Raw genomic sequence first — 25,038 nt, 5'->3', positions numbered from 1 at the left:
GGGTCGCTGGCGAGGCCGCGCCCCAGGCTGGTCCTAGGGATAACCATAGTCTGCAGTGCAGAACATGATTTCAAAACGAAGCGGATAATAGCCAGAAGCCTTGGCCACCACAATCCCATGCAAACCCCGCTGATTGCCCGACGCGACATCCAATTCCAGTTGTTCGAGGTGCTGCAGGCGCAGGCTTTGCTGCAACGGGAGCGCTACCGCGAGCACAGCCGGGAGACCTTCGAGGCGGCGCTGGATACGGCCGTGCGCATCGCCGAGGACCTGTTCGCACCACACCAGCGGCTGGGCGACGAGCAGGAGCCACGCATAGAGGATGGCAAGGTGGTGTTGCCCGATGGGGTGAAGGCGGCGGTGCGCGCCTACGCCGATGCCGGCTTTCTGGCCGCCAGCGTCGACGAAGCGGCCGGCGGCATGCAACTGCCGGTGCTGGTGACGCAGGCCTGCCTGTCGGTGTTTCGCAGCGCCAATGTCGCCACCACATCGTATGTGGGGCTGACGGCCTCCAACGCCAACGTGATCGAGAAGTTCGGCACCGACCTGCAGCGTAAGCGCTACCTGCCGGCGCTGCGCAGCGGGCGCTTCTTCGGCACCATGGCACTGACCGAGCCGCAAGCGGGCTCCAGCCTGGCCGATCTGCACACCCAGGCCACGCCGATGGGCGATGGGCGCTACCGCATCAAAGGCCAGAAGGTGTTCATCTCGGGCGGCGATCACGAGCTGGGCGAGAACATCGTGCACCTGGTGCTGGCGCGGCTGGCGGACGCGCCGGCTGGCGTGCGCGGCATCTCACTGTTTACCGTGCCCAAATTCCACACCGACGCACAGGGGCAGGTGGGCGAGCGCAACGACGTGGCCCTGGCGGGCCTGATTCACAAGTGCGGCTGGCGCGGCACCACGTCAACGATGTTGTCGTTTGGCGAGAACGACGCCTGCGTGGGCGAGATGGTCGGGCAGCCCAACGATGGCCTGTCGTGCATGTTCCACATGATGAACGAGGCCCGCATCGGCGTCGGCATGGGCGCCATCATGCTGGGCTACCGCGGCTACCTAGCCTCGTTGCAATACGCGCGCGAGCGCACCCAGGGTCGCTCACCGGCCAACCGCGATCCGGCTTCGCCGCCGCTGCCCCTGGTCGCGCACGCCGACGTGCGCCGCATGCTGCTGGCGCAGAAGTGCTATGTGGAGGGGGCCTACGGCCTGGCGCTGTATGCAGCCTGGCTGGTCGACGAGCAGCGCACGCACACCGACGCGGCGCAACGCCAGGCGGCCGGCCTGCTGCTGGAGCTGCTGACCCCGGTGGTGAAGTCCTGGCCGTCGCAATGGTGCCTGGAGGCCAATTCCCTGGCGATCCAGGTTCTGGGCGGCTATGGCTACACGCGCGAATACCCGGTCGAGCAGTTCTGGCGCGACAACCGGCTCAACATGATTCACGAAGGCACCCACGGCATTCAGGCGCTGGACCTGCTGGGGCGCAAGGTGGCGATGCAGGACGGCGCCGCCCTGGCGGTGATGCAACCCTTGGTGGAGGGCGTGGTGGACAACGCCATGCAGCAGCCGCTGCTGAAGACGCATGCGCAGGCGTTGCGCGCCGCCTGGCAGGACGTGTTGGGCACGGTGCAGGCGCTGAGCGCACCCCTGCGGACCGATCGCGAGGCGGTGCTGGCCAACGCAAATCTGTTTCTCGAAGCCTTTGGCCACACCGTGCTGGCCTGGGTCTGGTTGCGCCAGGCCACCGTGGCGCAGCAAATGCTCGCCTTCCCGGTCACCGACGCAGACGAGGCGTTCTACCGCGGCAAAGTGCAGGCCGCGCAGTGGTTTTTCCGCTGGGAACTGCCCAAGGTGGCGCCTCAGCTGGCCTTGCTGCGCAGCGTGGACGACAGCCACCACGCGATGCGCGACGCCTGGTTCTGAGCCAGGTGGGCCGCGTCAGCGCGGCAGCGCGTCCTCGATGGCACGCACCACGTCGAGCAGGCGTGGTCGCACTTCTTTCAGCAGGAATTCGGGTGAGAGGTTGTACGAGGCGCCGCCGACGTTGACCGCCATCATGGGCAGACCGTTGCCGGGGTCAAAGGCCCGCGCGATGCCGTTGACCTCCTTGTTCCAGTCGCCGAACGAGCAGGTCACACCCAGGGTGCGGTAGTCCTCGATGGCTTTCTCGACCCCGGCCTGCACGCCTGGCCAGGCCAGGTGGTCGAGTTCGCGGATCTGGTCGAGCGCCGCTTCTCTCTCGGCGTCCGGCACCGCCGCCAGCCAGGCCCGGCCGATGGCCGATGCCGCCAGAGGCATGCGCGAGCCCACGTCCAGTGTCAGCGTCAGCGCGGCCTTGCTGCGGCAATTCTCGACATAGATCATCGAGAGCTTGTCGCGCACGCCCAGCGACACCGACGCCCCAGAGAAGTTGGCCAGCTCCTGCATCATCGGGCGCGCCACCTTGCGCACATCCAGTCGCGTGAGCAGGGCACTGCCCAGGGCCAGGCACGCGGTGCCCAGGCGGTAGCGGCCGCTCTCGGCCACATGGATCAGGTATCCCAGCTTGGTCAACGTCATGGTCAGGCGCGAGACGGTCGACTTGGGCAGCTTGCAGCGCTGCGCGAGCTCCTGGTTGCTCAGCGTGGCTTCACCGGTGCGAAAGCAGGCCAGCACCTCCAACCCGCGCGCCAGAGCGGTGACAAAGTGGCGGTCTTCCTTGGGTTTGCGCGCGGGCGCAGGGCGCCTGGCGCGGGCAGCGCGGTCGCTGACTGTACCGGCCGGCGTGCCTGGCGCAGTGGGGACTGGGGTTGCGCTCAAAATGGAATTCCGTTCTGCACTTCGAGCTTGGGAATGTACCCCGATTGCAGCGATTCCATGGTGGCTGCGGCCTGAGGGTAAACCTGTCCCCCGCTGCCAGCTCAATGAGCCATCGCGCCGGCCATCAGTGCACGGCCAGCGCCATGTAGCGCGCCAGGTGATGGTCTTCGTCGCCCAGCTGGTGGTCGATCATCACCAAGCGCTTGGCGTAGTGTGCCAGCGGCAGCTCCCAGGTCATGCCGATGCCGCCATGCAGCTGGATGCACTCTTCGGCCACGCGGGTGCCGATGCGCCCGATGCTGTACTTGGCCGCCGACAAGGCGCGCTCTCGCGTGCCGCGCTCGGCGCCCATGGCCGCAGCGGCGTTGATGACGGCCGAGCGCGCCTGCTCAATCTCCAGCAGCACGTCGGCCATGCGGTGCTGCAGTGCCTGAAAGCTGCCGATGGGCACGCCGAACTGCTGCCGGGTGCGCAGGTAGTCCAGCGTCATTTGTTTGACCACGTCCATGGCGCCCACGGCCTCGGCGCACAGCGCCAGCACGCCCCAGCCGACGGCTCGCTCCAGCACCGCCAGACCCTGGCCTTGTGCACCCAGCAAAGCGGAGACCGGCACGCTCACCTGGTTGAAGTGCAGCTCGGCCGCGCGCCCGCCGTCCACGCGCCCATAGCCCTGGCGCGTGAGGCCAGGTGCGTTGGCCGGCACCAGGAACAAGGACAGACCATTCTCGTCGTCCACCGCGCCCGCGGTACGCGCGCTCACCAGCAGCAGGCCGGCCTGTTCCCCATGCACCACCACGCCCTTGTGGCCATCGAGCATGTAGCCCGCCGGGGTGCGCTCGGCCCGTAGGGCCACGTGCGCCAGTTCGTAGTGGCCGCCGGCTTCGTCGTGGGCGAGGGCGGCAACGGTGCTGCCGTCGAGCAATGGGCTCAGCCAGGCTTTTTGTTCGTCGGTGCCGACCGCCGCAATGGCCTGACCCACCACCAGCGCGCCCAGGAAGGGTTCGATCGCCAGGCCTTTGCCCAGGCTGTCGAACACCACGGTGACGTCAAAGGCGTCGCCGCCAAAGCCCCCCACGGCCTCCGGGAACAGGGCACCGATGGCGCCGATGTCGGCCAGGCCGCGCCAGACAGTCTCGCTGAAGCCCAGTTCCGAGGCGGCGGCCGCATGGCGGGCCTCGATGGGGTACTGATCGGCGAGAAAGCGATCCAGGGTGTCGGCGAGCATGCGCCGGTCTTCGGTGTGTTCAAAGTGCATGGTGGTCGCTCACAGGCCGAGGATCATCTTGGAGATGATGTTTTTCTGGATCTCGTTGGAGCCGCCGAAGATCGACAGCTTGCGGTAGTTGAAGTACTGCGCCGCAGCGGCCCGCGCTTCGGGCGGACCGATCGGGGGCGCCTCGTGGCCGGCGTGCAGTGCGGCTTCGACAAAGGGCAAGGCGTAGGGCCCCATGGCGCGGCGCATGAGCGAGAGCAGCTCCTGGCGGATCTCGGTGCCGCGGATCTTGAGCATCGAGCTCTCGGCGCCTGGCACGCCACCGCCGGCCACGGCGGCGAGCACCCGCAGGTTGGTCGTCTTCATGTTCTCCAGGTCAATCTCGACCCGGGCCAGGCGGGCCGCGAACAGCGGGTCCTGCGACAGGGGCCGGCCTTTGTGCATCACGCGGGCCGCGGCGATCTTGAGCTTCTCGAGCCCGGCCACCGAGAAGCCCACGCCAGCGATGTTGGTGCGTTCGTAGGTCAGCAGGTACTTGGCGCAGGTCCAGCCTTTGTCTTCCTCGCCAACCAGGTTCTCCAGTGGCACCTTCACGTCGGTGAAGAACACCTCGTTGACTTCGTGCTCGCCATCGAGCGTGATGATGGGACGCACCTCGACGCCGGGTGTGTTCATGTCCACCAGCAAGAAGCTGATCCCCTCCTGCTTCTTGGCATCGCGGTTGGTGCGCACCAGGCAGAAGATCATGTTGGCGTGCTGCCCCAGCGTGGTCCAGGTCTTCTGGCCGTTGACGAGATAGTGGTCCCCCTGGCGTACCGCGGTGGTCTTCACGCCCGCCAAGTCCGAGCCCGCGCCCGGCTCGGAATAGCCCTGGCACCACCAGTCCTCGCCGCTCAGGATGCGCGGCAGCCAGTAGCGCTTCTGCGCCTCGTTGCCGTACTTGATGAGCACCGGCCCCAGCATGCCCACCCCGAACGGCACCGTGCGCGGCGAATGCGCAAGCGCGCACTCGAGCTCGAAGATGAACTTCTGCACCGCGCTCCAGCCCGGCCCGCCGTATTGCTCGGGCCAGTGGTTGGCCAGCCAGCCGCGCTGGTTCAGGATCTGGTGCCATTGCGCCATGTCGTCCCTGGTCAGCCGCAGGCCCTCGCGCACCTTGGCCGACAGGTCTTGCGGCAACTGCGCTTTCAAGAAGCCGCGCACTTCGCTGCGAAAGGCCTCTTCGTCGGGCGTGAAGTTCAGATCCATGCCATGTCCTTGTTCAATTCGGGATCAAATTCTGCAATGCAGATTGTGTGACCCGTCTTTGTCCAGGACAATCCGGTTCTCGGTTGACACACTGTCAAACAGGATTTGCCAATCATGGATCCCAACGACCTGTCCCTGCTGGTGGACATCCACGACGCCGGCAACCTCAGCCAGGCCGCACGGCGCCTGAAAACCAGCCGCGCCAACGTGAGCTACCGGCTGGCGCAACTGGAGCGCGCGGTGGGCGCGCAGCTGTTTCGGCGCACCACGCGGCGGGTCGAGGCGACCGAGCTTGGCCTGCGCCTGTACCAGCACGGCCTGGCCATGCGCAACGAGTTGCAGGCGGCGCATGAGACCTTGCGCTCGCTTGGCGAGGGGCTACAGGGCCGTGTGCGCCTGAGCGTGCCCAGCGGCTACGGGCAGATGGTGATGGCGCCCTGGTTGATCGCATTCAAGCGCGCGCACCCTGGTGTGGTGCTCGACGTGCTGTTCGAGAACCGGGTCGACGACCTGATGCGCGACGAGGTGGATATTGCGGTGCGCATCCTGGCCGCACCGCCGCCGACCCTGGTGGCCCGCGACCTGGGGCGGGTGCGCTACCTGTGCTGTGCCTCGGCCGCCTACGCGAGCATGAACGGGTTGCCCACCTCGCTGGCCCAGTTGCGCCACACCCCGCTGATTACCTCTGGCGTCGTGGGGCGCGAGCTGCGTCTGGCTGCCTATCGCGACGATCAGCGCGACGAGGTGACGCTGGAGCCCACGCTGATCTCGGAGCATTTCCCGTTCTTGCGAGAGGCCATCCTGGCCGGGCTGGGCGTGGGACTGGTGCCCGACTACGTCGTTCAGGACGCAGTGGAGAGCGGTGCCATCGTCACCGCGCTCGATGGGCTGCGCCTGAGCATCTTCGGCAACCAGCTGTTCATGCTGTACATGCCCAACCGCCACCAGACGCGTTCGGCACGTGCCCTGATCGATCACCTGCTGGCCCACGTCGCGTGAGTCGCCAGCGCGTCGTGCAACGCTCCGTTAGACTGCGCAACCCGCCTGACAACCCACGGCCAAGGCGCCCCCTGGGCGCCTTTGTTTTGCCCGCTGCACCACCGTTGCCCGCCATGTCCCCCAGCCTGTCGCGTACCGCCTTCGCCACCCTGCTGCTCATCGCGTTGATGATGGGCGCCAACCACGTGGCGGCGCGCCTGGCGTTCGACAACGGGGTGAGCGTGGCCACGGCCGTCACCTTTCGCAGCGGCGTGACGGCGCTGGTGGTGGCCGCCATCCTGCTGGTCTATCGCGTGCCGCTGGCGCTGACGGCGCGCCACCGTAAGGCCTTGCCGGCCATTGGTGTGTTGGTGGGGGTGCAGAGCCTGTGCCTGTACGCCTCGGTGGCGCGGCTGCCGGTGGCGCTGGCGCTGCTGGCCTTCAACACCTACCCCTTGTGGACCGCGCTGTGGGCGCGGGTGGTCTACGGCCACAAGCCGGCGCCGCACGTGCTGCGCGCCATGCCGGTGATGCTCATTGGCCTGGCCTTGGCGCTGGATGTGTCGGGCGCGGCCTCGGGCCTGGGTGCCAGTGGGCACTGGGCGCACATTGGTGCGGGCGTGGCCTTCGCGCTGACCGCTGCCGCCACCTTTGGGTTGGCGCTGGTCTTCACCCAGCACGAGGCCGGCGACCTGGACGGCCGTTTGCGCACCGCCACCACCATGACCATCGTGGCGGTGATGGCCCTGGTGGCCAGCGCCACGCAGGGCGGGCTGCATTTTCCGAACGCCGCCCCGGGCTGGTGGGGGCTGTTCGGCCTGACCTTTCTCTACGGCACGGCCTTCACCATCATGTTCACCGTGCTGCCGCGCCTGGGCGTGGTGGGCAACTCGGCCATCATGAACATCGAGCCCATCTTTGCGCTGGTGCTGGCCTGGGTGTTCCTGGGTCAGTCGATCGCGGCCATCCAGGTGGCGGGCGGTCTGATCGTGGTGGCCACGGTGATGTGGCTGGGCCTGCGCAAGCGCTGAGCCAGCGCACCGCGGCCTTTACTCCTCGTCGAGCGAGGCGCTCCAGCGATCGCCCCAGGCCTTGAGGTCGCGCCGGTCGCGCTTGGTGGGGCGGCCCATGGTCTGCGTCAGGGCGGGCTCCGGCGCCAGGCGGCGCTGTTCGGCGGCGGCCAGGCGTTGGGCGATGGATTCGGCGGTTTCTTCGTAGAGCAGGGCAGCGGCACTGGCCGGACCGCGCACCGCGCTGAGCGCGCGCACCACGATGGTCCGGCGCTCCTGCTCGCGGCTGAGCTCCATGACATCACCCACCCGCGGTTCGCGCGAGGCCTTGGCGGGCTGGCCGTTGATGCTCACGCGGCCCTTGTCGATGGCCTCGGCGCTGAGGGCCCTTGTCTTGAAGAAGCGCGCGGCCCACAGCCACTTGTCCAGACGGATGCGTTCGCTCGCAGGCTTGGTGTTCATTCGTTGCGTTGCATGGGCAGGTGCACCCGGGCGTCCAGGCCCCGGACCTCACCGGCCAGGATGCGATTGTGCAGCGTGATGTGACCGCCCAGCGACTGCACGATGCCCTGGCAGATGGCCAGACCGAGGCCTGAGCCGGACTGGCTGGGGCCCGCACGGTGGTCGGTGGCAAAGGGCTGGAACAGCCGCTCGCGCAAACCGTCTGAAATGCCCGGGCCGCTGTCGCTGATCTGCAGCACGGCCTCGTGGCCCATGTGGCCCAGTTGCACCTGCAGCGCGCCGCCCGCCGGGGTGTGTTTGATGGCGTTGTGCAGCAGGTTGCGCGCCACCTCGCGCAAGGCCCATTCGTGGGCACGCACGGGTGTGCTCTCGGGCAGGGCAAGGCTGAAGTCCAGGTTGCGTTCGGCCACCAACGGGGCCAGGTCGAGCGCCACCGTGCGCACCGCGTCCGACCAGTTGCTCAGCGGCGCGTCGCGCTCCTGTCGCATCTGCTCGACCTTGGCCAGCGCCAGCATCTGGTTGGCCAGCTCGGTGGCGCGGTCCACCGTGTGCGCGATTTCATCCAGCGCTTGCCGTGGTTCGACGTCGCCACGGCGTGCCGACTGCAGCTGCGTCTTGAGCACCGCCAATGGCGTCCGCAGCTGGTGCGAGGTGTCGCGCACGAAGCGCTTCTGGTGATCGAGCAGCTGCGACAGGCGCTGCATGTGCTGGTTGGTGGCGTCCAGCAGGGGCAACAGCTCGCGCGGCGCATCGCTGGTGGGCAGGGGCGAGAGGTCGTCTTCGCGCCGCGCGGTGATGTCGCGGCTGATCTGGCGCACCGGGCGCGTGGCCCATTGCACGACCACGATGACCACGAATGCAATCACGCTGAGCATGGCGGCCTGCCGCCACAGCGTGTCGGTGAGGATCTGGCGCGCCAGCGTCTGGCGCAGCTCAAGTGTCTCGGCCACCTGGATGGTGGCCATGCCCTGGCCGCGCACGCCGGCCACCGGCTGCAGCAGCACGGCCATGCGCACCGGCTGGTTGCGGTACTGGTCGTCGTAGAAGTTCACCAGCGCGGCGTAGATGCCTTTCACCGGCACATCGCGCCGCGGCGATGGCAGGTCCGGAAAGCCCGAGACCATCTCGCCGTCGAAACCGAGCACCCGATAGAACAACCGGCTGCGGTTGTCGGCCTCGAAGGCCTCGAGTGCGGAGTAGATGAGCGTGGACTGCAGTTGCGGCCCGCCGGGCCCATCGCTGACCTGCAACTGTTCGCCGAGCGACTTGGCGGTGGCCAGCAGGGTGCGGTCGTAGGCTGTGTCCGCAGCCACCAGGGCTTGTCGGTAGAGGATGGTGGTGTTGAAGACGACGTAGGCAAACACCGGCACCAGGATGCCCAGCAGCAAGGTGCGCCGCAGCGAGAGGGTTCGCGTGGTCACGGTGTGCCCGCCTTGAGCAGGTAGCCCAGGCCGCGCAGCGTCACCAGCTGCGCGCCGGTGTGGCCGATCTTCTTGCGCAAGCGGTAGGCCACGACCTCGATCGCCTCTGGCTGCACGTCGGTTTCACCGGGGAACACCAGCTCGAACAAGCGCTCCTTCGCCATGGCCTGCCCGGGGCGCGCGAGCAGTGCGCGCAGCAGGGCCAGCTCGCGCGGCGGCAGCTCCAGAGCCTGGCCATCGTGGTACACAGCGCCGCTGTCGCGGTCGACGGTGAGGCCGCACCAGCTGGCCGCTGCGGGCGTGGCGTCCACGCCGCTGGCGCGGCGCACCAGCGCGCGCACGCGGGCTTCGAGTTCGTCGAGGTCGAAGGGTTTGGGCAGGTAATCGTCGGCGCCGGTGTTCAGGCCCAGGATGCGGTCGCCCACCGTGCCGCGCGCGGTGAGGATGATCACCGGCGTGCGCAGGCCGTCATTGCGCGCCGCCGACAGCACGTCCAGGCCGTCGCGCCCGGGCAGCGACAGATCGAGCAGCACCGCGTCGGGGCGCGTCTCGCGCCACACCGTCAGGGCGCGTGCACCGTCGTCGCAGCACACCACCTCGATGCCGCGCCGGGCGAGCGAGCGCGCCAGCGTCTCGCGCATGGTGGCGTTGTCTTCAACCAGCATCAGCTTCATGGCGGAGCGCGATTATGGGCGGCGCGGGATGTGAAGCGCAGGTCGGAACTCAGGGTTTGCCCCAGGGTGGTGGACAGCCAACTGACAGCGCCGCTGTCGAAGATCGCGGCCGTTGACACCACCCACTCCAAGGAGACAAGCATGCGTCGCGACACCTTCCTCAAGTCCATGGCCGCACTGGCGGCCGCCGGCGCGCTGCCGCGCATGGCCTGGGCATCGGCCAACGTGAAGATGATGATTCCGGCCAACCCCGGCGGCGGCTGGGACACCACCGGCCGTGCCCTGGGCGAAGCGCTGCGCGAGTCGGGCGTGGCCTCCTCGGTGACCTTCGAGAACAAAGGTGGCGCGGCCGGCGCCATCGGCCTGGCCCAGTTCTACAACGCCAGCAAGGGCGACCCGAACGCGCTGATGGTGATGGGCGCCGTGATGCTGGGCGGCATCATCACCGGCAAGCCGCCGGTCTCGGTCACGCAGGTCACGCCGATCGCGCGCCTGACCTCCGAATACAACGTCTTCGTGCTGCCGGCCGAGTCGCCGATGAAGACCATGGCCGATGTGATTGCCCAGCTCAAGAAGGACCCCGGCAGCGTCAAGTGGGGGGGCGGCTCGCGTGGCTCCACCGAGCACATCGCCGCGGCGCAGATCGCGCAGGCCGTGGGCGCGGACGCCGCGCGCATCAACTACGTGCCCTTCCGTGGGGGCGGTGAAGCGGTGGCGGCCATCCTGGGCGGCAACGTCACCGTGGGCGGCAGCGGCTACAGCGAGTTCCAGCCCTATATCGAGAGCGGCAAGATGCGCGCGATTGCGGTCACCTCGGGCAAGCGCCTCGACGGCATCGACGTGCCCACGCTCAAGGAGCAGGGCATCGACGTGGAAATCGGCAACTGGCGCGGCGTGTACGGCGCAGCGGGCATCAGCGCAGCCGAGCGCGCGGCGCTGGTGGACATGGTGACCAAGGCCACCAAGACCGCCTCGTGGGCTGCGGCACTCAAGAAGAACAACTGGACTTCGGCCTTCCTGTCGGGCAAGGCGTTCGAGGAATTCGTTGATCGCGACTTCTCGTCCCTGCGCGCCACCATGGTCCGCGCGGGTATGGTCTGAGCACGGCCCGGGCATGAGCGATCGAGCACCCACCAAGCCTGGCGAAGTCCTCATCGGGCTTGGCGCACTCGCCCTGGCGGGTGTGCTGGCCTGGGGGGCCCGCGATATTCCGCACGAGGCCGGCTATGCGGGCGTCGGCCCCGACTTCCTGCCCTGGCTGCTGAGCGCCGCCATGGGTGTGTGCGGCCTGCTGCTGTTGTGGCAGGCCTTCAACGGCGGCTGGCGCCATGTGGAGACGCCTTCGGGCGCGGCCACCGGGGATTGGCACGGCATGGCCTGGGTGGGCGCGGGCGTACTGGCCAACGCCGCACTCATCACCACCATCGGCTTCGTGCTCAGCTGCGCCCTGTGCTTTGTGCTGGCCGTGCGCGGCCTGCGTATGAGCGAAGGCCGGGCCGGCGGCGGCGTGGCCACCACCGTGCGTGACGCCGTCACTGGCATGCTGATTGCCGCGCCGGTCTACTGGCTGTTCACCAAGCTGCTGGCCGTGAACCTGCCCGGGCTCACCGGGACCGGCTGGATATAGCGGCGTTGTGCGTTGAGGGTTGAGCGTTGAGCGGCCACGCTCGCCCTGCCCAACGCCCAACGCCCAACGCCCAACGCCCAACGCCCAACGCCCAACGCCCAACGCCCAACGCCCAACGCCCAACGCCCAACGCCCAACGCCCAACGCCCAACGCCCATGTCCGACATCCTCACCCAGTTGCTGGGCGGCTTTGCCACCGCTGCCTCGCCGATCAACCTGTTGTGGGCCCTGGCCGGCTGCGCGCTGGGTACGGCCATCGGTGTGTTGCCGGGGCTGGGGCCGGCGGTCACCGTGGCCATGCTGCTGCCCATCACCGGCCAGGTGGAGCCCACCGCGTCGATGATCTTTTTCGCCGGCATCTACTACGGCGCCATGTACGGTGGCTCCACAACCTCAATCCTGCTCAACACCCCGGGTGAGACCGGGACCATGGTCACCGCGCTTGAAGGTTTTCGCATGGCCAAGAACGGCCGCGCGGGGGCGGCGCTGGCCACCTCGGCCATCGGCTCGTTCGTGGCGGGCACGGTGGCCACGGTGCTGGTCACCTTCTTTGCGCCGGTGCTGGCGGAGTACGCGGTCAAGCTCGGGCCGCCCGAGTATTTCTGCCTGATGCTGGTGGCCTTCACCACGGTCAGCGCGGTGCTGGGGCAGAGCACGCTGCGCGGCATGACGGCGCTGATCCTTGGACTGTCGATGGGCCTGGTAGGCATTGACCAGATCACCGCCCAGGTGCGCTACACCGCCGGCATTCTGGAGTTCATGGACGGCATCGAGGTGGTGCTGGTCGCGGTCGGTCTGTTCGCCGTGACCGAGGCTTTCTACAACACGCTCTACGAAGGTCGGGTCAAGCTCGAGGTGAACCACCTGTCCAAGGTGCACATGACGCGTGACGAGTGGAAGCGCTCCTGGCCGGCCTGGCTGCGCGGCACGGCGCTGGGCTTTCCGTTCGGCACCATTCCCGCGGGTGGCTCCGAGATCCCGACCTTCCTTAGCTACGCCACCGAGCGCAAGCTGGCCAAGGGCGAGGACCGCGACAGCTTCGGCAGTACCGGCGCCATCGAAGGCGTGGCCGGACCCGAGGCCGCCAACAACGCGGCGGTGACGGCCACGCTGGTGCCGCTGCTCACGCTGGGCATTCCCACCTCGGTGACGGCGGCCATCCTGCTGTCTGCCTTGCAGAACTACGGCATCAACGCCGGCCCGCAGCTGTTTCAGACCTCGTCCTCGCTGGTGTGGGCGTTGATTGCGTCGCTCTACATCGGCAACGTCATGCTGCTGGTGCTCAACCTGCCGCTGGTGGGCTTGTGGGTGAAGCTGCTGCGCGTGCCGCGTCCGCAGCTCTACGCCGGCATCCTGATTTTTGCCACGGTGGGCGTGTACGGCATGCGCCAGAGCGCATTCGATCTGTTCCTCATGGCCGGCCTGGGCCTGCTGGGTGTGGTCATGCGCCGCTTCGACTTCCCGATCGCGCCGGTGATCGTGGGCCTGATCCTCGGCCCGCTGGCCGAGGCGCAGATGCGCAACGCCATGGCAATCGGCGAGGGCAGCTGGCGCGTCTTCATCGACCGGCCGATGTCGCTGACACTGCTGATCGTGGTGGCGCTGATCCTGATCGTGCCCCGGTTGCTGGCGCGCCGGCGCGCGGCGACCGAAGCCACGGCCTGAGGGCCGGCCGGCGGGATGGCGCCGGTACCCCTCGGGGGTACCATCCGGCGCATGAGCCACACCGATCCGCTGCCACGCGACGCGCAGAGCATCCTCGAGCTCGCGGCGCGTTCGATGTTCGACCTGTTCGCCAACGCGAGCGAGGGCATGATGCTGGTCGACCGCGATGCGCGCGTGGTGTGGATCAACGACCAGTACCGCCGCTTTCTGCCGGCGCTGGGTTTCGAGCGCGAAGAAGACTTCGTGGGTCAGTCGGTGAGCAGCGTGGTGCAGAACACCCAGATGCACCGGGTGCTGGCCACGGGCAAACCCATCCTGATCGACCTGCTGGACAACCGCGCCGGCACCTTCGTGGTCAGCCGCATTCCGCTGCGCGATGCCCAGGGCGAGGTGATCGGTGTGCTCGGCATCGTGCTGTTCGATCACCCCGAGACGACGCTGCAGCCGCTGATCGCCAAGTTCGCGCGACTGGAGCAGGACTTGAAGGAAGCCCAGCGCCAGCTCGCCAGCCAGCGCCGCACCAAGTACACCTTCGCCAGCTTCGTCGGCAGCAGCCCGGCGGCGGTCGAGGTCAAGCGCCAGGCGCGGCGTGCCGCGCAGTCCACCAGCCCGGTGCTGCTGCTGGGTGAGACCGGCACCGGCAAGGAGTTGCTGGCGCACGCCATTCACGCGGCATCGCCGCGCGCGGGCAAGGCCTTTGTGGGCGTGAACATGGCCGCGGTGCCCGAGTCGCTGCTGGAGTCGGAGTTCTTCGGCGTGGCACCTGGCGCCTACACCGGCGCCGACAAGAAGGGCCGCGACGGCAAGTTCAAGCTGGCCGACGGCGGCACCCTGTTCCTCGACGAACTGGGTGACATGCCGATGGCCATGCAGGTCAAGCTGCTGCGCGCGCTGCAGGACGGCGAAATCGAACCGCTGGGCTCCAACCAGGTAGTGCGATGCGATGTGCGCGTGGTGGCCGCCACCTCGCGCGACCTGCCGCAGATGGTGCGCGACGGCCTGTTCCGCGAAGACCTGTTCTACCGCCTCAACGTGTTGCCGATCCGCGTGCCGCCGCTGCGCGAACGCCAGAGCGACCTGCCGGCGCTCATCGAAACCCTGTGTGAGGACATCGCCGCGCGCGGGGGCGGCAGCCCATTGGAAATCGGCGCCGAGGCGCAGGCGCTGCTGGCCGCGCAGGCCTGGCGCGGCAACATCCGCGAGCTGCGCAACGTGCTGGAGCAACTGGCGCTGCGCACCGATGCGGCGCTGATCACCGCGGCCGACGTGGCGGCGGTGTTGCGCGAAGCCGGTTTGCCCGAGCTGGCGCCGATCCGCGCCATGCCGGCTGCGACGGACGCGCCTGCCGACCTGCGCCCGCTGCCCGAGCAGATTGCGGAACTGGAGCAACGAGCGATTGCCGCCGCGCTGGCCCACACCGGGGGCAACCGCGCCGCCGCTGCCCGCCTGCTGGGCATTTCACGCGCCAGCCTCTACGACCGCCTGGGCAGCCCCGACGGGGTGTCTGAAACGCAGACAACTGTCTGAATTTCAGACATAGATAGCTGCCTGAAATTCAGACAGGTAGTCAGTGACTGCTGAAAAAGTCACGATAAATCAAGCACTTGTAGTCTGGCACGTTGTCTGCGATGGACAGCGACGGCGCACCGCGCCGCGACCCACCCATCGAGGAGACACGACATGTTCAATGCCACCCGCCGCCTGGCGGTGATTGCCCTGGCCTGCACGGCCAGCCTGGGCTTTGCCCAAGCCAACAAAGGCGAAATCCGCATCGCCCACATCCACAGCATGACCGGCCCGCTCGAGGCCTATGCCAAGCAGACCCAGGTGGGTTTGATGATGGGCCTGAAGTACGCCACCGGCGGCACCATGATGGTCGGCGGCAAGAAGATCGTGGTGATCGAGAAGGACGACCAGGGCAAGCCCGACATCGGCAAGAGCCTGCTGGCCGCGGCCTATGCCGACGACAAGGTCGACCTCGCCATCGGCCCCACCGCTTCGCCCGTGGCGCTGGCCATGCTGCCGGTGGCCGAGGAGTACCGCAAGATCCTGCTGGTCGAGCCCGCCGTGGCCGATTCGATCACTGGCGACAAGTGGAACAAGTACATCTTCCGCACCGGCCGCAACAGCAGCCAGGACGCCGCCGCCAACGCCGTGGCCATGGACCAGCCGGGCAACGTGATCGGCGTGCTGGCCAACGACAACGCCTTCGGCCGCGACGCCGTCAAGGCCGCCAAGGACTTCACCAAGAAGGCCAAGGTGGTGCACGAGGAATACCTGCCCGTGGGCACCACCGACTTCACCGCTGGCCTGCTGCGCCTGGTGGACAAGCTCAAGGACCAGCCGGGCAACAAGTTCATCTCGGTGGTGTGGTCGGGCGCGCCGACGCCGTTTGCCAAGATCGCCGAGATGGAGCTGGACAAGCGCTATGGCATCAAGCTCGCCACCGGCGGCAACATCCTGCCGGCCATGGTGGCCTACAAGCAGTTCCCGGGCATGGAAGGTGCGCTGTACTACTACTTCGGCATCCCCAAGAACCCGATCAACGAGCACATGGTCTCGGAGCACTACCGCGAGTACAAGGCACCGCCTGACTTCTTCACCGCGGGTGGTTTCGCATCGGCCATGGCCGTGGTGACTGCGCTCAAGAAGACCAACGGCGACACCAACACCAACAAGCTCATCCAGACCATGGAAGGCATGAGCTTCGACACGCCCAAGGGCACCATGACCTTCCGCAAGGAAGACCACCAGGCCATGCAGAGCATGTACCACTTCCGGATCAAGGCCGACCCGGCGTTCGCCTGGGGCGTGCCGGAGCTGGTGCGTGAGATCAAGCCGGAAGACATGGCCATTCCGATTCGGAATAAACGGTAAACCTCCTGCGCCGCTGATGCGGCTTCCCCCTTGAGAAGGGGGACGACACCTGCGGCCTGGCGAAGCCAGTTCCGCGGTGTCCCTCGAAGGCCGCCGCACCGGCGGCGGCCGACTCCCCCTCGCTCGTTGCGGAGTCTCCATGCTTGAAACCTCAGAACTCACGGTCCGCTTCGGTGGGCACGTGGCGGTCAACGCTGTCTCCTGCGCGTTTGCGCCGGGCACGCTGACGGCCATCGTCGGCCCCAATGGCGCGGGCAAGACGACCTACTTCAACCTGATCTCGGGGCAGATCAAGGCCACGGCGGGCAGCGTGTCGCTCGACGGTCAGGACATCAGCCGCCTGAGCGCGCCGCTGCGCACGCGCGCTGGCCTGGGGCGGGCCTTCCAGCTCACCAACCTGTTCCCGCAGCTGAGCGTGGTCGAGAACGTGCGGCTGGCGGTGCAGGCGAGGGCGGGGGCCGGGCTGGACTTCTTCCGGATCTGGAGTGATCGGCGCGACCTGCTCGATCGCGCGCTGCACATCCTGGAGACGGTGTCGCTGCTGGACAAGCGCGAGGCGCGCGCGGCCAGTCTGCCGCACGGCGACCAGCGCAAGCTGGAGGTGGCCATCCTCATGGCGCTCGACCCCAAGGTCTACATGTTTGACGAACCCACGGCGGGCATGAGCGTGGACGAGGTGCCGGTGATCCTGAACCTCATCCGCCGCCTCAAGGAAGACCGCTCCAAGATCATCCTGCTGGTCGAGCACAAGATGGACGTGGTGCGCGAGCTCTCGGACCGCATCATCGTGCTGCACAACGGACACCTGGTGGCCGATGGCGAGCCAGAGACGGTGATCGCATCGCCGGTGGTGCAACAGGCTTACCTGGGCGTGAACCCCGAGGAAGAAGAGGCCGTGGCATGAGCACCACCGCCTTGCTCACGCTCGAGGGCGTGCACACCCACATCGGCGCGTACCACATCCTGCACGGCGTGGACCTGGTGGTGCCCGAGAACGGGCTCACCATGCTGCTGGGCCGCAACGGCGCCGGCAAGACCACCACGCTGCGCACCATCATGGGCTTGTGGAAGCCCAGCCAGGGGCGGATCACGCTGGCGGGGCAGGACATCGGCGGGCGCGCCACGCCCGACATCGCGCAAAGCGGTGTGGCCTACGTGCCCGAGAACATGGGCATCTTCTCGGACCTGAGCGTCAAGGAGAACATGCTGCTGGCCGCGCGTGGCGCGCGCACGCTCGACGACGTGGACACGAAGCGCCTGGAGTGGATCTTCGACATGTTCCCGGCCATGAAGAAGTTCTGGTTGCACCCGGCGGGCAAGCTCTCGGGCGGACAGAAGCAGATGCTCGCGGTCTCACGCGCCATCGTCGAGCCGCGCCGCCTGCTGCTGATCGACGAGCCCAGCAAGGGCCTGGCGCCGGCCATCATCCAGAACATGATCGCGGCATTCAAGGAGCTCAAGGCCGCGCAGACCACGATCCTGCTGGTCGAGCAGAACTTCAACTTCGCACGCCAGCTGGGCGATCAGGTGGCCGTGATGGACGACGGCCGCGTGGTGCACAGCGGCGCCATGGCCGAACTGGCCGAGGACACGGCGCTGCAAGCGCGTTTGCTGGGGCTCTCGCTGGGAGCGCATCAATGAATTTCTTGAAAGACTTCGACTGGCGCCCCGTCGCGCTGGTGCCGCTGCTGGCCGCGCTGGCCTTGCCTGCGGTGGGCAGCCCGTCCACCTGGCTCACGCTCACCGTGGCGGGCCTGGCCATGGGGTTGATCGTGTTCGTCATCGCTTCGGGCCTCACGCTGGTGTTCGGGCTGATGGACGTGCTCAACTTCGGCCACGGCGTGTTCATCGCCCTCGGTGCCTTCGTGGCGGTCAGTGTGTTCGGCGGGCTCAACGCCTACGCCATCGCCGACAGCTTCTGGCTCAACCTGGCCGCGCTGGTGCCGGCCATGCTGGCGGCGATGGTGGTGGCGGGCGCGCTGGGCTGGGTGTTTGAACGCATGATCGTGCGGCCGGTCTATGGCCAGCACCTCAAGCAGATCCTCATCACCATGGGCGGGATGATCATCGGCGAAGAGCTGATCAAGGTGGTGTGGGGCCCGGGTCAGCTGGCGCTGCCACTGCCCGAGACGCTGCGTGGCAGCTTCATCATCGGCGACGCCTCCATCGAGAAGTACCGCCTGCTGGCGGTGGTGGTCGGCCTGGTGGTGTTCGCCATCATGGTCTGGACGCTCAACCGCACCAAGGTCGGCCTGCTGATCCGCGCCGGTGTGCAGGACCGCGAAATGGTCGAGTCGCTGGGCTACCGCATCCACCGGCTGTTCGTGGGCGTGTTCGTGGCCGGCAGTGCGCTGGCCGGCCTCGGCGGTGTGATGTGGGGCCTTTACCAGCAGACCGTGCTGCCGCAGATGGGCGCGCAGGTCAACGTGCTGATCTTCATCGTCATCATCATCGGCGGCCTGGGCTCCACGCTGGGTGCCCTGGTGGGCGCCTTGCTGGTGGGGCTGATGGCCAACTACACCGGCTTTCTGGCGCCCAAGGTGGCGCTGTTCTCGAACATCGCGCTCATGGTCGCCATCCTTTTGTGGCGTCCGCAGGGGGTCTACCCCGTGACGAACCGCTGAAGGAGTGGCAACCGTGTCCTCTCGCTTGCTCTCCAACGACCTGCCGCGCAGCCGTGTGCTGTCGGTGCTGCTGGTGCTGGTCGTGCTCGGCCTGGCGTTCGCGCCGTTCCTGTTTCCCAGCGTCAAGGCCATCAATGTGGCGGCCAAGGTGCTGATCTTCATCGCGCTGGTGGTCAGCTTCGATCTGCTGCTGGGCTACACCGGCATCGTGAGCTTTGCGCACACCATGTTCTTCGGCATTGGTGCGTACGGCATTGCCATCTCGGTCACGGCGCTGGGCTCGACCTGGTGGGCGCTGGCGGTGGGGGCGGTCGGTGCCGTGCTGCTCTCACTGCTGCTGGCGCTGCTGATCGGTCTGTTCTCACTGCGGGTCAAGGCGATCTTCTTCGCGATGATCACGCTGGCGGTGGCCTCGGCCTTTCTCACGCTGGCGTCGCAGCTGTCGGACATCACCGGTGGCGAAGACGGTCTCACCTTCCGCCTGCCCGAGCTGCTGACGCCCGGCTTCGCGTTGATGGAGGACGACTTCGAAGGCCCCTTCGGCGCGGTGGCGCTCAACGGGCGCTTCATCACCTACTACCTGCTGTTCGTGACCGTGGTGGCCATGTTCCTGGTGATGCTGCGCATCGTGAACTCACCGTTCGGGCGGGTGCTGCAGGCCATTCGCGAAAACGACTTCCGCGCCGAGGCGCTGGGTTACCGCACCGTGGTGTACCGCACGCTGTCCAACGTGATCTCGGCTTCGTTCGCCACGCTGGCGGGCTGCCTGCTCGCGCTCTGGCTGCGCTACAACGGGCCGGACACCTCGCTGTCGTTCGAGATCATGCTCGACGTGCTGCTGATCGTGGTCATCGGCGGCATGGGCACGCTCTATGGCGCGGTCATCGGCAGTGTGCTGTTCCTGGTGGCGCAGAGCTACCTGCAGGACCTGCTGCGAGCGCTCGGTGGCCTGGTCGACGGCGTTCCGCTGCTGCCTGCCATCCTCACGCCCGATCGCTGGCTGCTGTGGCTGGGCCTGCTGTTCGTGCTCTCGGTCTATTACTTCCCCACCGGCATCGTCGGGCGGCTGCGCGAGCGCGCGGCGGTGGCGCGCCTCGCACACAAGGAGCCGTCATGACCACCGCTTCGTTCAGCGTGCAATCGCGCTACCTGGCCTGCGAAGGCCGCGAGATTCATTTCATGGATTGGGTGCCCGCGCAGCCCAGCGGCGACGTGGTGGTGGCCTGGCACGGCCTGGCGCGCACAGGGCGCGACATGGACCCGCTGGCCGCGCACCTGTGCGCACAGGGCTGGCGCGTGATCTGCCCCGACACCATCGGCCGGGGCCTGTCGCAATGGAGCCCACAGCCCGAGGCCGAGTACTGCCTCGACTTCTACGCCCGGTTGGCGACTTCGCTCGTGGACCAGCTGGGGTTGACCCAATTCCACTGGGTGGGCACGTCGATGGGGGGTGCCATCGGCATGGTGTGCGCGGCCGGGCCGCTCAAGGGCCGCATCCAGCGCCTGGTGCTCAACGACATCGGCCCGCAGCTGGCCGAGCCCGCGGTGCAGCGCATTCGCAGCTACGCGGGCAACCCGGCGGCCTTTGACACCGTGGGCGAGCTGGAGCGGTACTTTCGCACCGTGTACCAGCCCTATGGCTACCTGCCCGATGCGCAATGGTGCCAGCTCACCGAGAGCTCGCTGCGCCGCTTGCCCGACGGCCGCGTCACGCCGCACTACGACCCGGCGATGGTGATGCAGTTCACCCACCACCCGCACGACTACGACTTGTGGCCAGTCTTCGACGCCATCGACATGCCGGTGCTGTGCCTGCGCGGCGCCGACTCGGACCTGCTGCTGGCCGACACCGCCGAGGCCATGCGCGACCGTGGCCCGCGCGCGCTGGTGGTGACCATCGCCGGCTGTGGCCACGCGCCGGCGCTCAACGTGCCCGATCAGCTGGAGCTGGTGCAGCGCTTCCTGAGCTGATCAGGTGCGCGCGCCCATGGCCAGGGCGCGCTCGCGACGCTGTCTGAGCGCGTCTTCGTCGCGCGGCTCACGTGTGGGCCAGCCCTGCAAATGGCGCTCGGCGACGTCGGCCAGGGCGCGAATCCATTCGGGCCGGTCGTTGAGGCAGCCGATGTAGTTGAACGTGCGGCCGCCCGCGCCCAGGAAGGCCGCGCGGGCCTCCATATCGATCTCTTCGAGCGTTTCGATGCAGTCGCTGGTGAAGCCCGGGCACATCACGTCCACGCGCTGCTTGCCGCCTTTGGCCAGCGCCACCAGGGAGGGCTCGGTGTAGGGCTCCAGCCACTTGGCCTTGCCGAAGCGGCTCTGGAAGGTGACCACGTAGTCGTCAGCACCAATGCCCAGGGCCTGGGCCAGCAGGCGCCCGGTCTTGTGGCATTCGCAGTGGTAGGGGTCGCCCAGGTGCAGGGTGCGCTCGGGCACGCCATGAAAACTCATCACCAGCTTGTCGGGCTTGCCATTGACCAGCCAGTGCGCGCGCACCGATTGCGCCAGCGCCGCGATGTAGCCGGGGTCGTCGTGGTAGCGGTTGACGAAGCGCAGCTCGGGCAGGTGCCGCTGGCGCGCCGACCAGGCCGACACGGCGTCGACCACGCTGGCGGTGGTGGTGCCGCTGTACTGCGGGTAGGCCGGCAACAGCAGCACACGGGTGGCGCCGGCGGCCTTGACCTCGTCGAGCACGCTGGCCACCGACGGGTTGCCGTAGCGCATGGCGTAGCGCACCAGCACGTCGTGCCCGCGCTCGCCCAGGTGCCCTTGCAGCAGCTTGGCCTGCTTCTCGGTCCAGACCTTCAGTGGTGAGCCCTCGGGCGTCCAGATGCTGGCGTACTTGGCGGCCGATTTGGCCGGGCGCACGCGCAGGATGATGCCGTGCAGGATGGGCAGCCACACCAGCCGTGGAATCTCCACCACCCGCTGATCGCTCAGGAATTCGCCCAGGTAGCGCCGCAGCGCGGGGGCGGTGGGCTCGTCCGGCGTACCCAGGTTGCACAGGATGACGGCCGTGCGGGCCGCATGGCCATGGTCGAAGGGCGGTTCGGCGGCAAAAGGCATGCGCTATTCTCCCGCAAGCATGAATACCCCTCAGAGCCCGGTTCACGAGCCCGCCATCCCCACCCTAGAGGCCCGCCGCGTCAAGGCCGTCAGCATCGACCTGGACGACACCTTGTGGCCCATCTGGCCCACCATCGAGCGCGCCGAGGCGGCGCTGTCGACCTGGCTGCGCGAGCACGCACCGGCCACCGCGGCGCTGGCCGGCAACCCCCAGGCCTTGCGCGAGGCGCGCCACTACCTGCAGATCAAGCGCCCCGATCTGTCGCACGACCTGAGCGCCTTGCGACGCGAGTCCATTCGCTACGTGCTGCTCAAGGCGGGCGACGACCCCGCGTTGGCTGAACCCGCCTTCGAGGTCTTCTTTGCCGAACGCCAGCGGGTGCAGTTGTTCGACGACGCTTTGCCCGCATTGGAGTGGTTGGCCAGTCGCTACCCGGTCATTGCGCTGTCGAACGGCAACGCCGATGTGCACCGCGTCGGGCTGGGACAGCATTTCAAGGGCGCGCTGAGCGCGCGCGAGTTCGGTGTCGGCAAGCCCGACGCGCGCATCTTCCATGCCGCGGCCGACCTGGCCGGCGTGCGGCCGGCCGAGGTGCTGCACATCGGTGACGATGCCCAGCTCGACGTGTTGGGCGCCCTGGTGGCGGGTCTGCAGGTGGCCTGGGTCAACCGCGCCGGCCACGCCTGGGAGCACGCACCGCTGCAGCCGCACGCCACCGTGGCCGATCTCATGAGCCTGTGCAACGCGCTGGCCTGAGCGTCGTCGATGTCGTTGACCATTCACGGCATTCCCGCCTCGCGCGCCCTGCGTCCGCTGTGGGCCGCCGCTGAGCTGGGGCTGGCTTTCGAGCACGTGCCGACGCCGTTTGCGGGTGGTGCCACCCGCACGCCCGAGCACCTGGCGCTCAATCCCAACGGCCACATCCCGGTGCTGATCGATCGGCGCCCCGAGGGCGACGTCACCGTGTGGGAAAGCATGGCCTGTGCGCTGTACCTGGCGCGGGTGCATGGCGAGGTCGACGGCGTCTCGATCAGCCCGTGCACCGCGCGCGAGGAGGCCGAGGCGCTGCGCTGGTCCTTCTGGACAGTGACCGAGTGCGAGGTCGATGCCCTCACGGTGCTGATGCACCGCGTGGCAATGCCCGAAGAGCGGCGCAAACCCGCGCTGGCGGATGCCGCCGAGCGGCGTCTGGCGGTGCCATTGCGTGTCTTGGAAGCGCACCTGCAGACGCAGCAGTCACAAGGGCAGGCGTGGTTGGCGGCTGAGCGCTTTACCGTGGCCGACCTGTGCGTGGCCAGCGTGTTGATGTGGGCGCGGGCCTCGCGCCCTTTGATGGCGGCACACCCGCTGGTTCATGCCTGGGTGCAGCGCTGCCTGGCGCGCCCGGCCTACCGCGCGGTGCGCGCCGACGGCTGAAACGCGCGGTGGGCCGTGTTGGCGGCTTACCAGCCCCAGACCAGCTTGCGCGACACCCAGCCGGTCTCGCCGGTGTAGCGCTCCACCTGCACCCAGTCGCGGCGCTTGTCGAGTGTCTTGAGCAGTTCGCCGTACTGCATCTGGGCCACCACGTCGCTGCCCGTGCTGGGCTTGCTGCGCAGGTTGAGCACCTTGCTCTTGACGATGTGGTGCGGCGACTTCGAGGTGAGCGAGCTGGCCACCCAGCCGGTATCGTTCTCGAAGTCCTTCACCGCCAGCCAGTTGCCTTTGCGCTCGGTGACCTGCAGCGGGTAGCCGCGTTGCAGCTCCCACAGCACGGTGCTGTCCAGGCTGGGCTCTTCGCGCATGTTCACCGTGCTGCCGCTGATGCTGACCATGCTCTGCGCGCTGGCGGCCAGTGCGAGGGTTGAAAGACCAATGGCCAGCAGGCCGCGACGGAGGTGACGTGCAACGGTGAGAACCGGCATGGGGTGGGGCTCCTTTCCTCGGTACGGATCGACCCGGGAACGATCGCGCGGCGCGCGGGAGGTTCCCGGCAGAAAACAGGCCCAAGGGTAACAGCCCGATGCGCTGTCGGGCCGAAACCGGCACTGCAACTTATCGACTTTCAGTGGGAGGTGTCACGCCAGCGCCGCGCGGACCGCTGCCTGGCCGCTGCGCACAGCGCCTTCCAGCGTGGCTGGGTAGGGGCCGTCCACATAGTCGCCGGCGGCCCAGAGCCCCGAGGCGACCTCGGCACCCGGGCGACGCACCGCGGGGGTGCAGGCGAAGGTGGCCCGCCGCTCGGAGACCGTCTGCAACGGCAGCAAACGAATGCCCAGCTGGGTCTGCGCCTGGGCAATGGCGGCTGTTTGCAGCCACTGGCGCTCGCCCTGGCTGGCGCTCACCACCAGCGCCATGATGCCCTGCACACCAGGCTCGTTCGGGCTGATCTGGCCGCGGTCAAAGGCGAACTGCGCCGGGCCGCCCCTCAGGGCCAGCATGGGTGAAGGCAGGCGTGCCGCCGGGGCCCAGGCGTAGACCGTGGTGATGGCGGTGTGCTCCAGCGCGTCGGCACCACGTGCCCAGTTGGGCGCCACCGTCATCAGGCCCTTGGCCGCCGCCGCAGCGCCAGTGGCCCAGATAACGCGGTCAAAGGGCGCCCGCGCCGGGTCGTCGCCCAAGTGCCAGCCGCCGTTGTGCCGGACGGGTGCGTCCACGCGCCTGCCCAGGTGCACCGTGTGCCCGCGCTCGAGCAGCCAGCGCTCGGCCGCGTCGGGCAGCAGGGAGGACAGGTCCTGGCGCGGCAGCAGCAGGGTGGACGAGCGCACCGGCGCGGCCATGGCCAGCGAAACGCCGAACGGCGCCGGGCCGAACAGCGCGTCCTTGAGCACGCGCAGGAAGACCGCACCGCTGGCCTGCGCACCCGGCAGGTTGAGCGCCGATATGCACAAGGGCTCGATCAGTTCGTCGATCACGCGCGCGGTCAGCCCGTGGCAGATGTCGGCCACCGTGGCACCGGCGTCGGCGCTGAAGCCATCGCGGCGCCAGCGCAGCGAGGTGGCCAGCAGGGCGCGGCGGTCGGTCCAGGTCCAGCCGCGGGCACCGACGATGCCGGCCAGCAGGTCCAGCGGCGCGGGCCACGTGGCCGCCCAGTCGGGTGTGCGCAGGCCATGGCCGTCAGGGTAGGCCATGGTCAGGGGCAAGGGAGTCAGCGCCTGGTCGAGCGGCACACCCACGTGCTGCATCAGGGCCAGCGTCTCGCGGTAGGCGCCAATGAGGATGTGCTGGCCGTTGTCCAGCGTGCACGACAGGCCGTCGGGGCGGTGCAGCACCAGGCGCCGCGCGCGCCCGCCGCTGGCGTGCGCCGCCTCGAAGACGGCCACCTGCGCGCCGGCCTCTGCCGCCGCGACAGCCGCCGCCATGCCGGCCCAGCCGGCGCCCACCACCGCCAGCCGCATGC

Annotated in this window: 24 protein-coding genes; 15 read left to right on the top strand and 9 right to left on the bottom strand. The window is 68.2% G+C overall.

Annotation, left to right across the window (positions count from 1 at the left end):
* The first annotated feature begins 117 nt into the window (after positions 1–117).
* Complete coding sequence (locus KF871_RS11855; protein WP_291142457.1) at positions 118–1,920, top strand: acyl-CoA dehydrogenase; 1,803 nt, start codon at positions 118–120, stop codon at positions 1,918–1,920.
* A gap of 15 nt (positions 1,921–1,935) precedes the next feature.
* Here the strand turns inward: KF871_RS11855 and KF871_RS11850 are convergent, their stop codons facing one another.
* From KF871_RS11850 to KF871_RS11840, 3 genes are all read right to left on the bottom strand, one after another.
* Positions 1,936–2,670 (bottom strand): IclR family transcriptional regulator, encoded by a 735-nt coding sequence (locus KF871_RS11850; RefSeq protein ID WP_291142543.1) that lies wholly within the window; start codon positions 2,668–2,670, stop codon positions 1,936–1,938.
* 250 nt (positions 2,671–2,920) lie between these two features.
* Positions 2,921–4,051, bottom strand: coding sequence for an acyl-CoA dehydrogenase family protein (locus tag KF871_RS11845; protein WP_291142455.1), 1,131 nt, complete (start codon positions 4,049–4,051; stop codon positions 2,921–2,923).
* A gap of 9 nt (positions 4,052–4,060) precedes the next feature.
* On the bottom strand, positions 4,061–5,257 hold the full coding sequence (locus KF871_RS11840; RefSeq protein ID WP_291142452.1) for an acyl-CoA dehydrogenase family protein: 1,197 nt from the start codon (positions 5,255–5,257) through the stop codon (positions 4,061–4,063).
* A 114-nt stretch (positions 5,258–5,371) separates the two neighbouring features.
* Between KF871_RS11840 and KF871_RS11835 the strand changes: the two genes are divergently transcribed.
* Together KF871_RS11835 and KF871_RS11830 are read left to right on the top strand one after the other, a co-directional pair.
* A complete protein-coding gene (locus KF871_RS11835) occupies positions 5,372–6,256 on the top strand; it encodes a LysR family transcriptional regulator (RefSeq protein WP_291142449.1) in 885 nt (294 codons plus the stop codon).
* Between the two features lie 113 nt (positions 6,257–6,369).
* Positions 6,370–7,266: a DMT family transporter gene (locus KF871_RS11830; RefSeq protein WP_291142446.1), complete on the top strand. Its 897-nt coding sequence runs from the start codon at positions 6,370–6,372 to the stop codon at positions 7,264–7,266.
* Between the two features lie 18 nt (positions 7,267–7,284).
* On the opposite strand, the gene KF871_RS11825 is transcribed toward KF871_RS11830, so the two are convergent.
* Genes KF871_RS11825 through KF871_RS11815 form a run of 3 tightly spaced genes read right to left on the bottom strand, consistent with a single transcriptional unit; the run spans position 7,285 to position 9,802 of the window.
* Complete coding sequence (locus tag KF871_RS11825) at positions 7,285–7,707, bottom strand: RNA-binding S4 domain-containing protein (RefSeq protein WP_291142443.1); 423 nt, start codon at positions 7,705–7,707, stop codon at positions 7,285–7,287.
* Positions 7,704–9,128, bottom strand: coding sequence for a sensor histidine kinase (locus KF871_RS11820; protein WP_291142440.1), 1,425 nt, complete (start codon positions 9,126–9,128; stop codon positions 7,704–7,706). The genes KF871_RS11825 and KF871_RS11820 overlap by 4 nt, the downstream gene beginning before the upstream one ends.
* Complete coding sequence (locus KF871_RS11815; protein ID WP_291142437.1) at positions 9,125–9,802, bottom strand: response regulator transcription factor; 678 nt, start codon at positions 9,800–9,802, stop codon at positions 9,125–9,127. Before KF871_RS11815 ends, KF871_RS11820 begins: the two co-directional genes overlap by 4 nt.
* 141 nt (positions 9,803–9,943) lie before the next feature.
* Between KF871_RS11815 and KF871_RS11810 the strand changes: the two genes are divergently transcribed.
* The 10 genes from KF871_RS11810 to KF871_RS11765 all read left to right on the top strand — a co-directional run bounded on the left by KF871_RS11810 (position 9,944) and on the right by KF871_RS11765 (position 20,566).
* Positions 9,944–10,903: a tripartite tricarboxylate transporter substrate binding protein gene (locus KF871_RS11810; protein ID WP_291142434.1), complete on the top strand. Its 960-nt coding sequence runs from the start codon at positions 9,944–9,946 to the stop codon at positions 10,901–10,903.
* 13 nt (positions 10,904–10,916) lie between these two features.
* Positions 10,917–11,429: a tripartite tricarboxylate transporter TctB family protein gene (locus tag KF871_RS11805; RefSeq protein ID WP_291142431.1), complete on the top strand. Its 513-nt coding sequence runs from the start codon at positions 10,917–10,919 to the stop codon at positions 11,427–11,429.
* Positions 11,430–11,585: 156 nt separating this feature from the next.
* Positions 11,586–13,094, top strand: coding sequence for a tripartite tricarboxylate transporter permease (locus KF871_RS11800; RefSeq protein WP_291142429.1), 1,509 nt, complete (start codon positions 11,586–11,588; stop codon positions 13,092–13,094).
* A gap of 51 nt (positions 13,095–13,145) precedes the next feature.
* Entirely contained in the window at positions 13,146–14,621 is a 1,476-nt protein-coding gene (locus KF871_RS11795; protein ID WP_291142426.1) for a sigma 54-interacting transcriptional regulator, read from the top strand.
* Positions 14,622–14,774: 153 nt separating this feature from the next.
* Positions 14,775–15,971: a substrate-binding domain-containing protein gene (locus KF871_RS11790; RefSeq protein WP_291142423.1), complete on the top strand. Its 1,197-nt coding sequence runs from the start codon at positions 14,775–14,777 to the stop codon at positions 15,969–15,971.
* A gap of 139 nt (positions 15,972–16,110) precedes the next feature.
* Positions 16,111–16,875 (top strand): ABC transporter ATP-binding protein, encoded by a 765-nt coding sequence (locus KF871_RS11785; protein ID WP_291142421.1) that lies wholly within the window; start codon positions 16,111–16,113, stop codon positions 16,873–16,875.
* Positions 16,872–17,612, top strand: coding sequence for an ABC transporter ATP-binding protein (locus KF871_RS11780; RefSeq protein ID WP_291142418.1), 741 nt, complete (start codon positions 16,872–16,874; stop codon positions 17,610–17,612). The genes KF871_RS11785 and KF871_RS11780 overlap by 4 nt, the downstream gene beginning before the upstream one ends.
* On the top strand, positions 17,609–18,595 hold the full coding sequence (locus KF871_RS11775; RefSeq protein ID WP_291142415.1) for a branched-chain amino acid ABC transporter permease: 987 nt from the start codon (positions 17,609–17,611) through the stop codon (positions 18,593–18,595). Before KF871_RS11780 ends, KF871_RS11775 begins: the two co-directional genes overlap by 4 nt.
* Before the next feature lie 13 nt (positions 18,596–18,608).
* Complete coding sequence (locus tag KF871_RS11770) at positions 18,609–19,712, top strand: branched-chain amino acid ABC transporter permease (RefSeq protein WP_291142412.1); 1,104 nt, start codon at positions 18,609–18,611, stop codon at positions 19,710–19,712.
* Positions 19,709–20,566 carry an alpha/beta hydrolase gene (locus KF871_RS11765; RefSeq protein WP_291142410.1) on the top strand — a complete coding sequence of 286 codons (858 nt, stop codon included), beginning with the start codon at positions 19,709–19,711 and terminating at the stop codon, positions 20,564–20,566. The genes KF871_RS11770 and KF871_RS11765 overlap by 4 nt, the downstream gene beginning before the upstream one ends.
* On the opposite strand, the gene hemH is transcribed toward KF871_RS11765, so the two are convergent.
* Positions 20,567–21,658: a ferrochelatase gene (gene hemH / locus KF871_RS11760; protein WP_291142407.1), complete on the bottom strand. Its 1,092-nt coding sequence runs from the start codon at positions 21,656–21,658 to the stop codon at positions 20,567–20,569. It abuts the gene before it with no gap.
* A 19-nt stretch (positions 21,659–21,677) separates the two neighbouring features.
* Here hemH and KF871_RS11755 point away from each other — a divergent pair, with 19 nt between their 5' ends.
* Complete coding sequence (locus tag KF871_RS11755; protein WP_291142405.1) at positions 21,678–22,415, top strand: HAD family hydrolase; 738 nt, start codon at positions 21,678–21,680, stop codon at positions 22,413–22,415.
* 9 nt (positions 22,416–22,424) lie between these two features.
* Positions 22,425–23,075 carry a glutathione S-transferase family protein gene (locus KF871_RS11750; protein WP_291142402.1) on the top strand — a complete coding sequence of 217 codons (651 nt, stop codon included), beginning with the start codon at positions 22,425–22,427 and terminating at the stop codon, positions 23,073–23,075.
* 26 nt (positions 23,076–23,101) lie between these two features.
* Here KF871_RS11750 and KF871_RS11745 read toward each other — a convergent pair whose 3' ends face one another.
* Positions 23,102–23,563, bottom strand: coding sequence for an SH3 domain-containing protein (locus tag KF871_RS11745; RefSeq protein ID WP_291142400.1), 462 nt, complete (start codon positions 23,561–23,563; stop codon positions 23,102–23,104).
* A gap of 153 nt (positions 23,564–23,716) precedes the next feature.
* Positions 23,717–25,036: a hydroxysqualene dehydroxylase HpnE gene (gene hpnE / locus KF871_RS11740; protein ID WP_291142540.1), complete on the bottom strand. Its 1,320-nt coding sequence runs from the start codon at positions 25,034–25,036 to the stop codon at positions 23,717–23,719.
* Between the last annotated feature and the right edge of the window lie 2 nt (positions 25,037–25,038).

This window comes from Hydrogenophaga sp. (assembly GCF_019635465.1).
Taxonomy (GTDB): Bacteria; Pseudomonadota; Gammaproteobacteria; order Burkholderiales; family Burkholderiaceae_C; genus Hydrogenophaga.
This window is presented reverse-complemented; position numbering and strand designations above follow the sequence as displayed.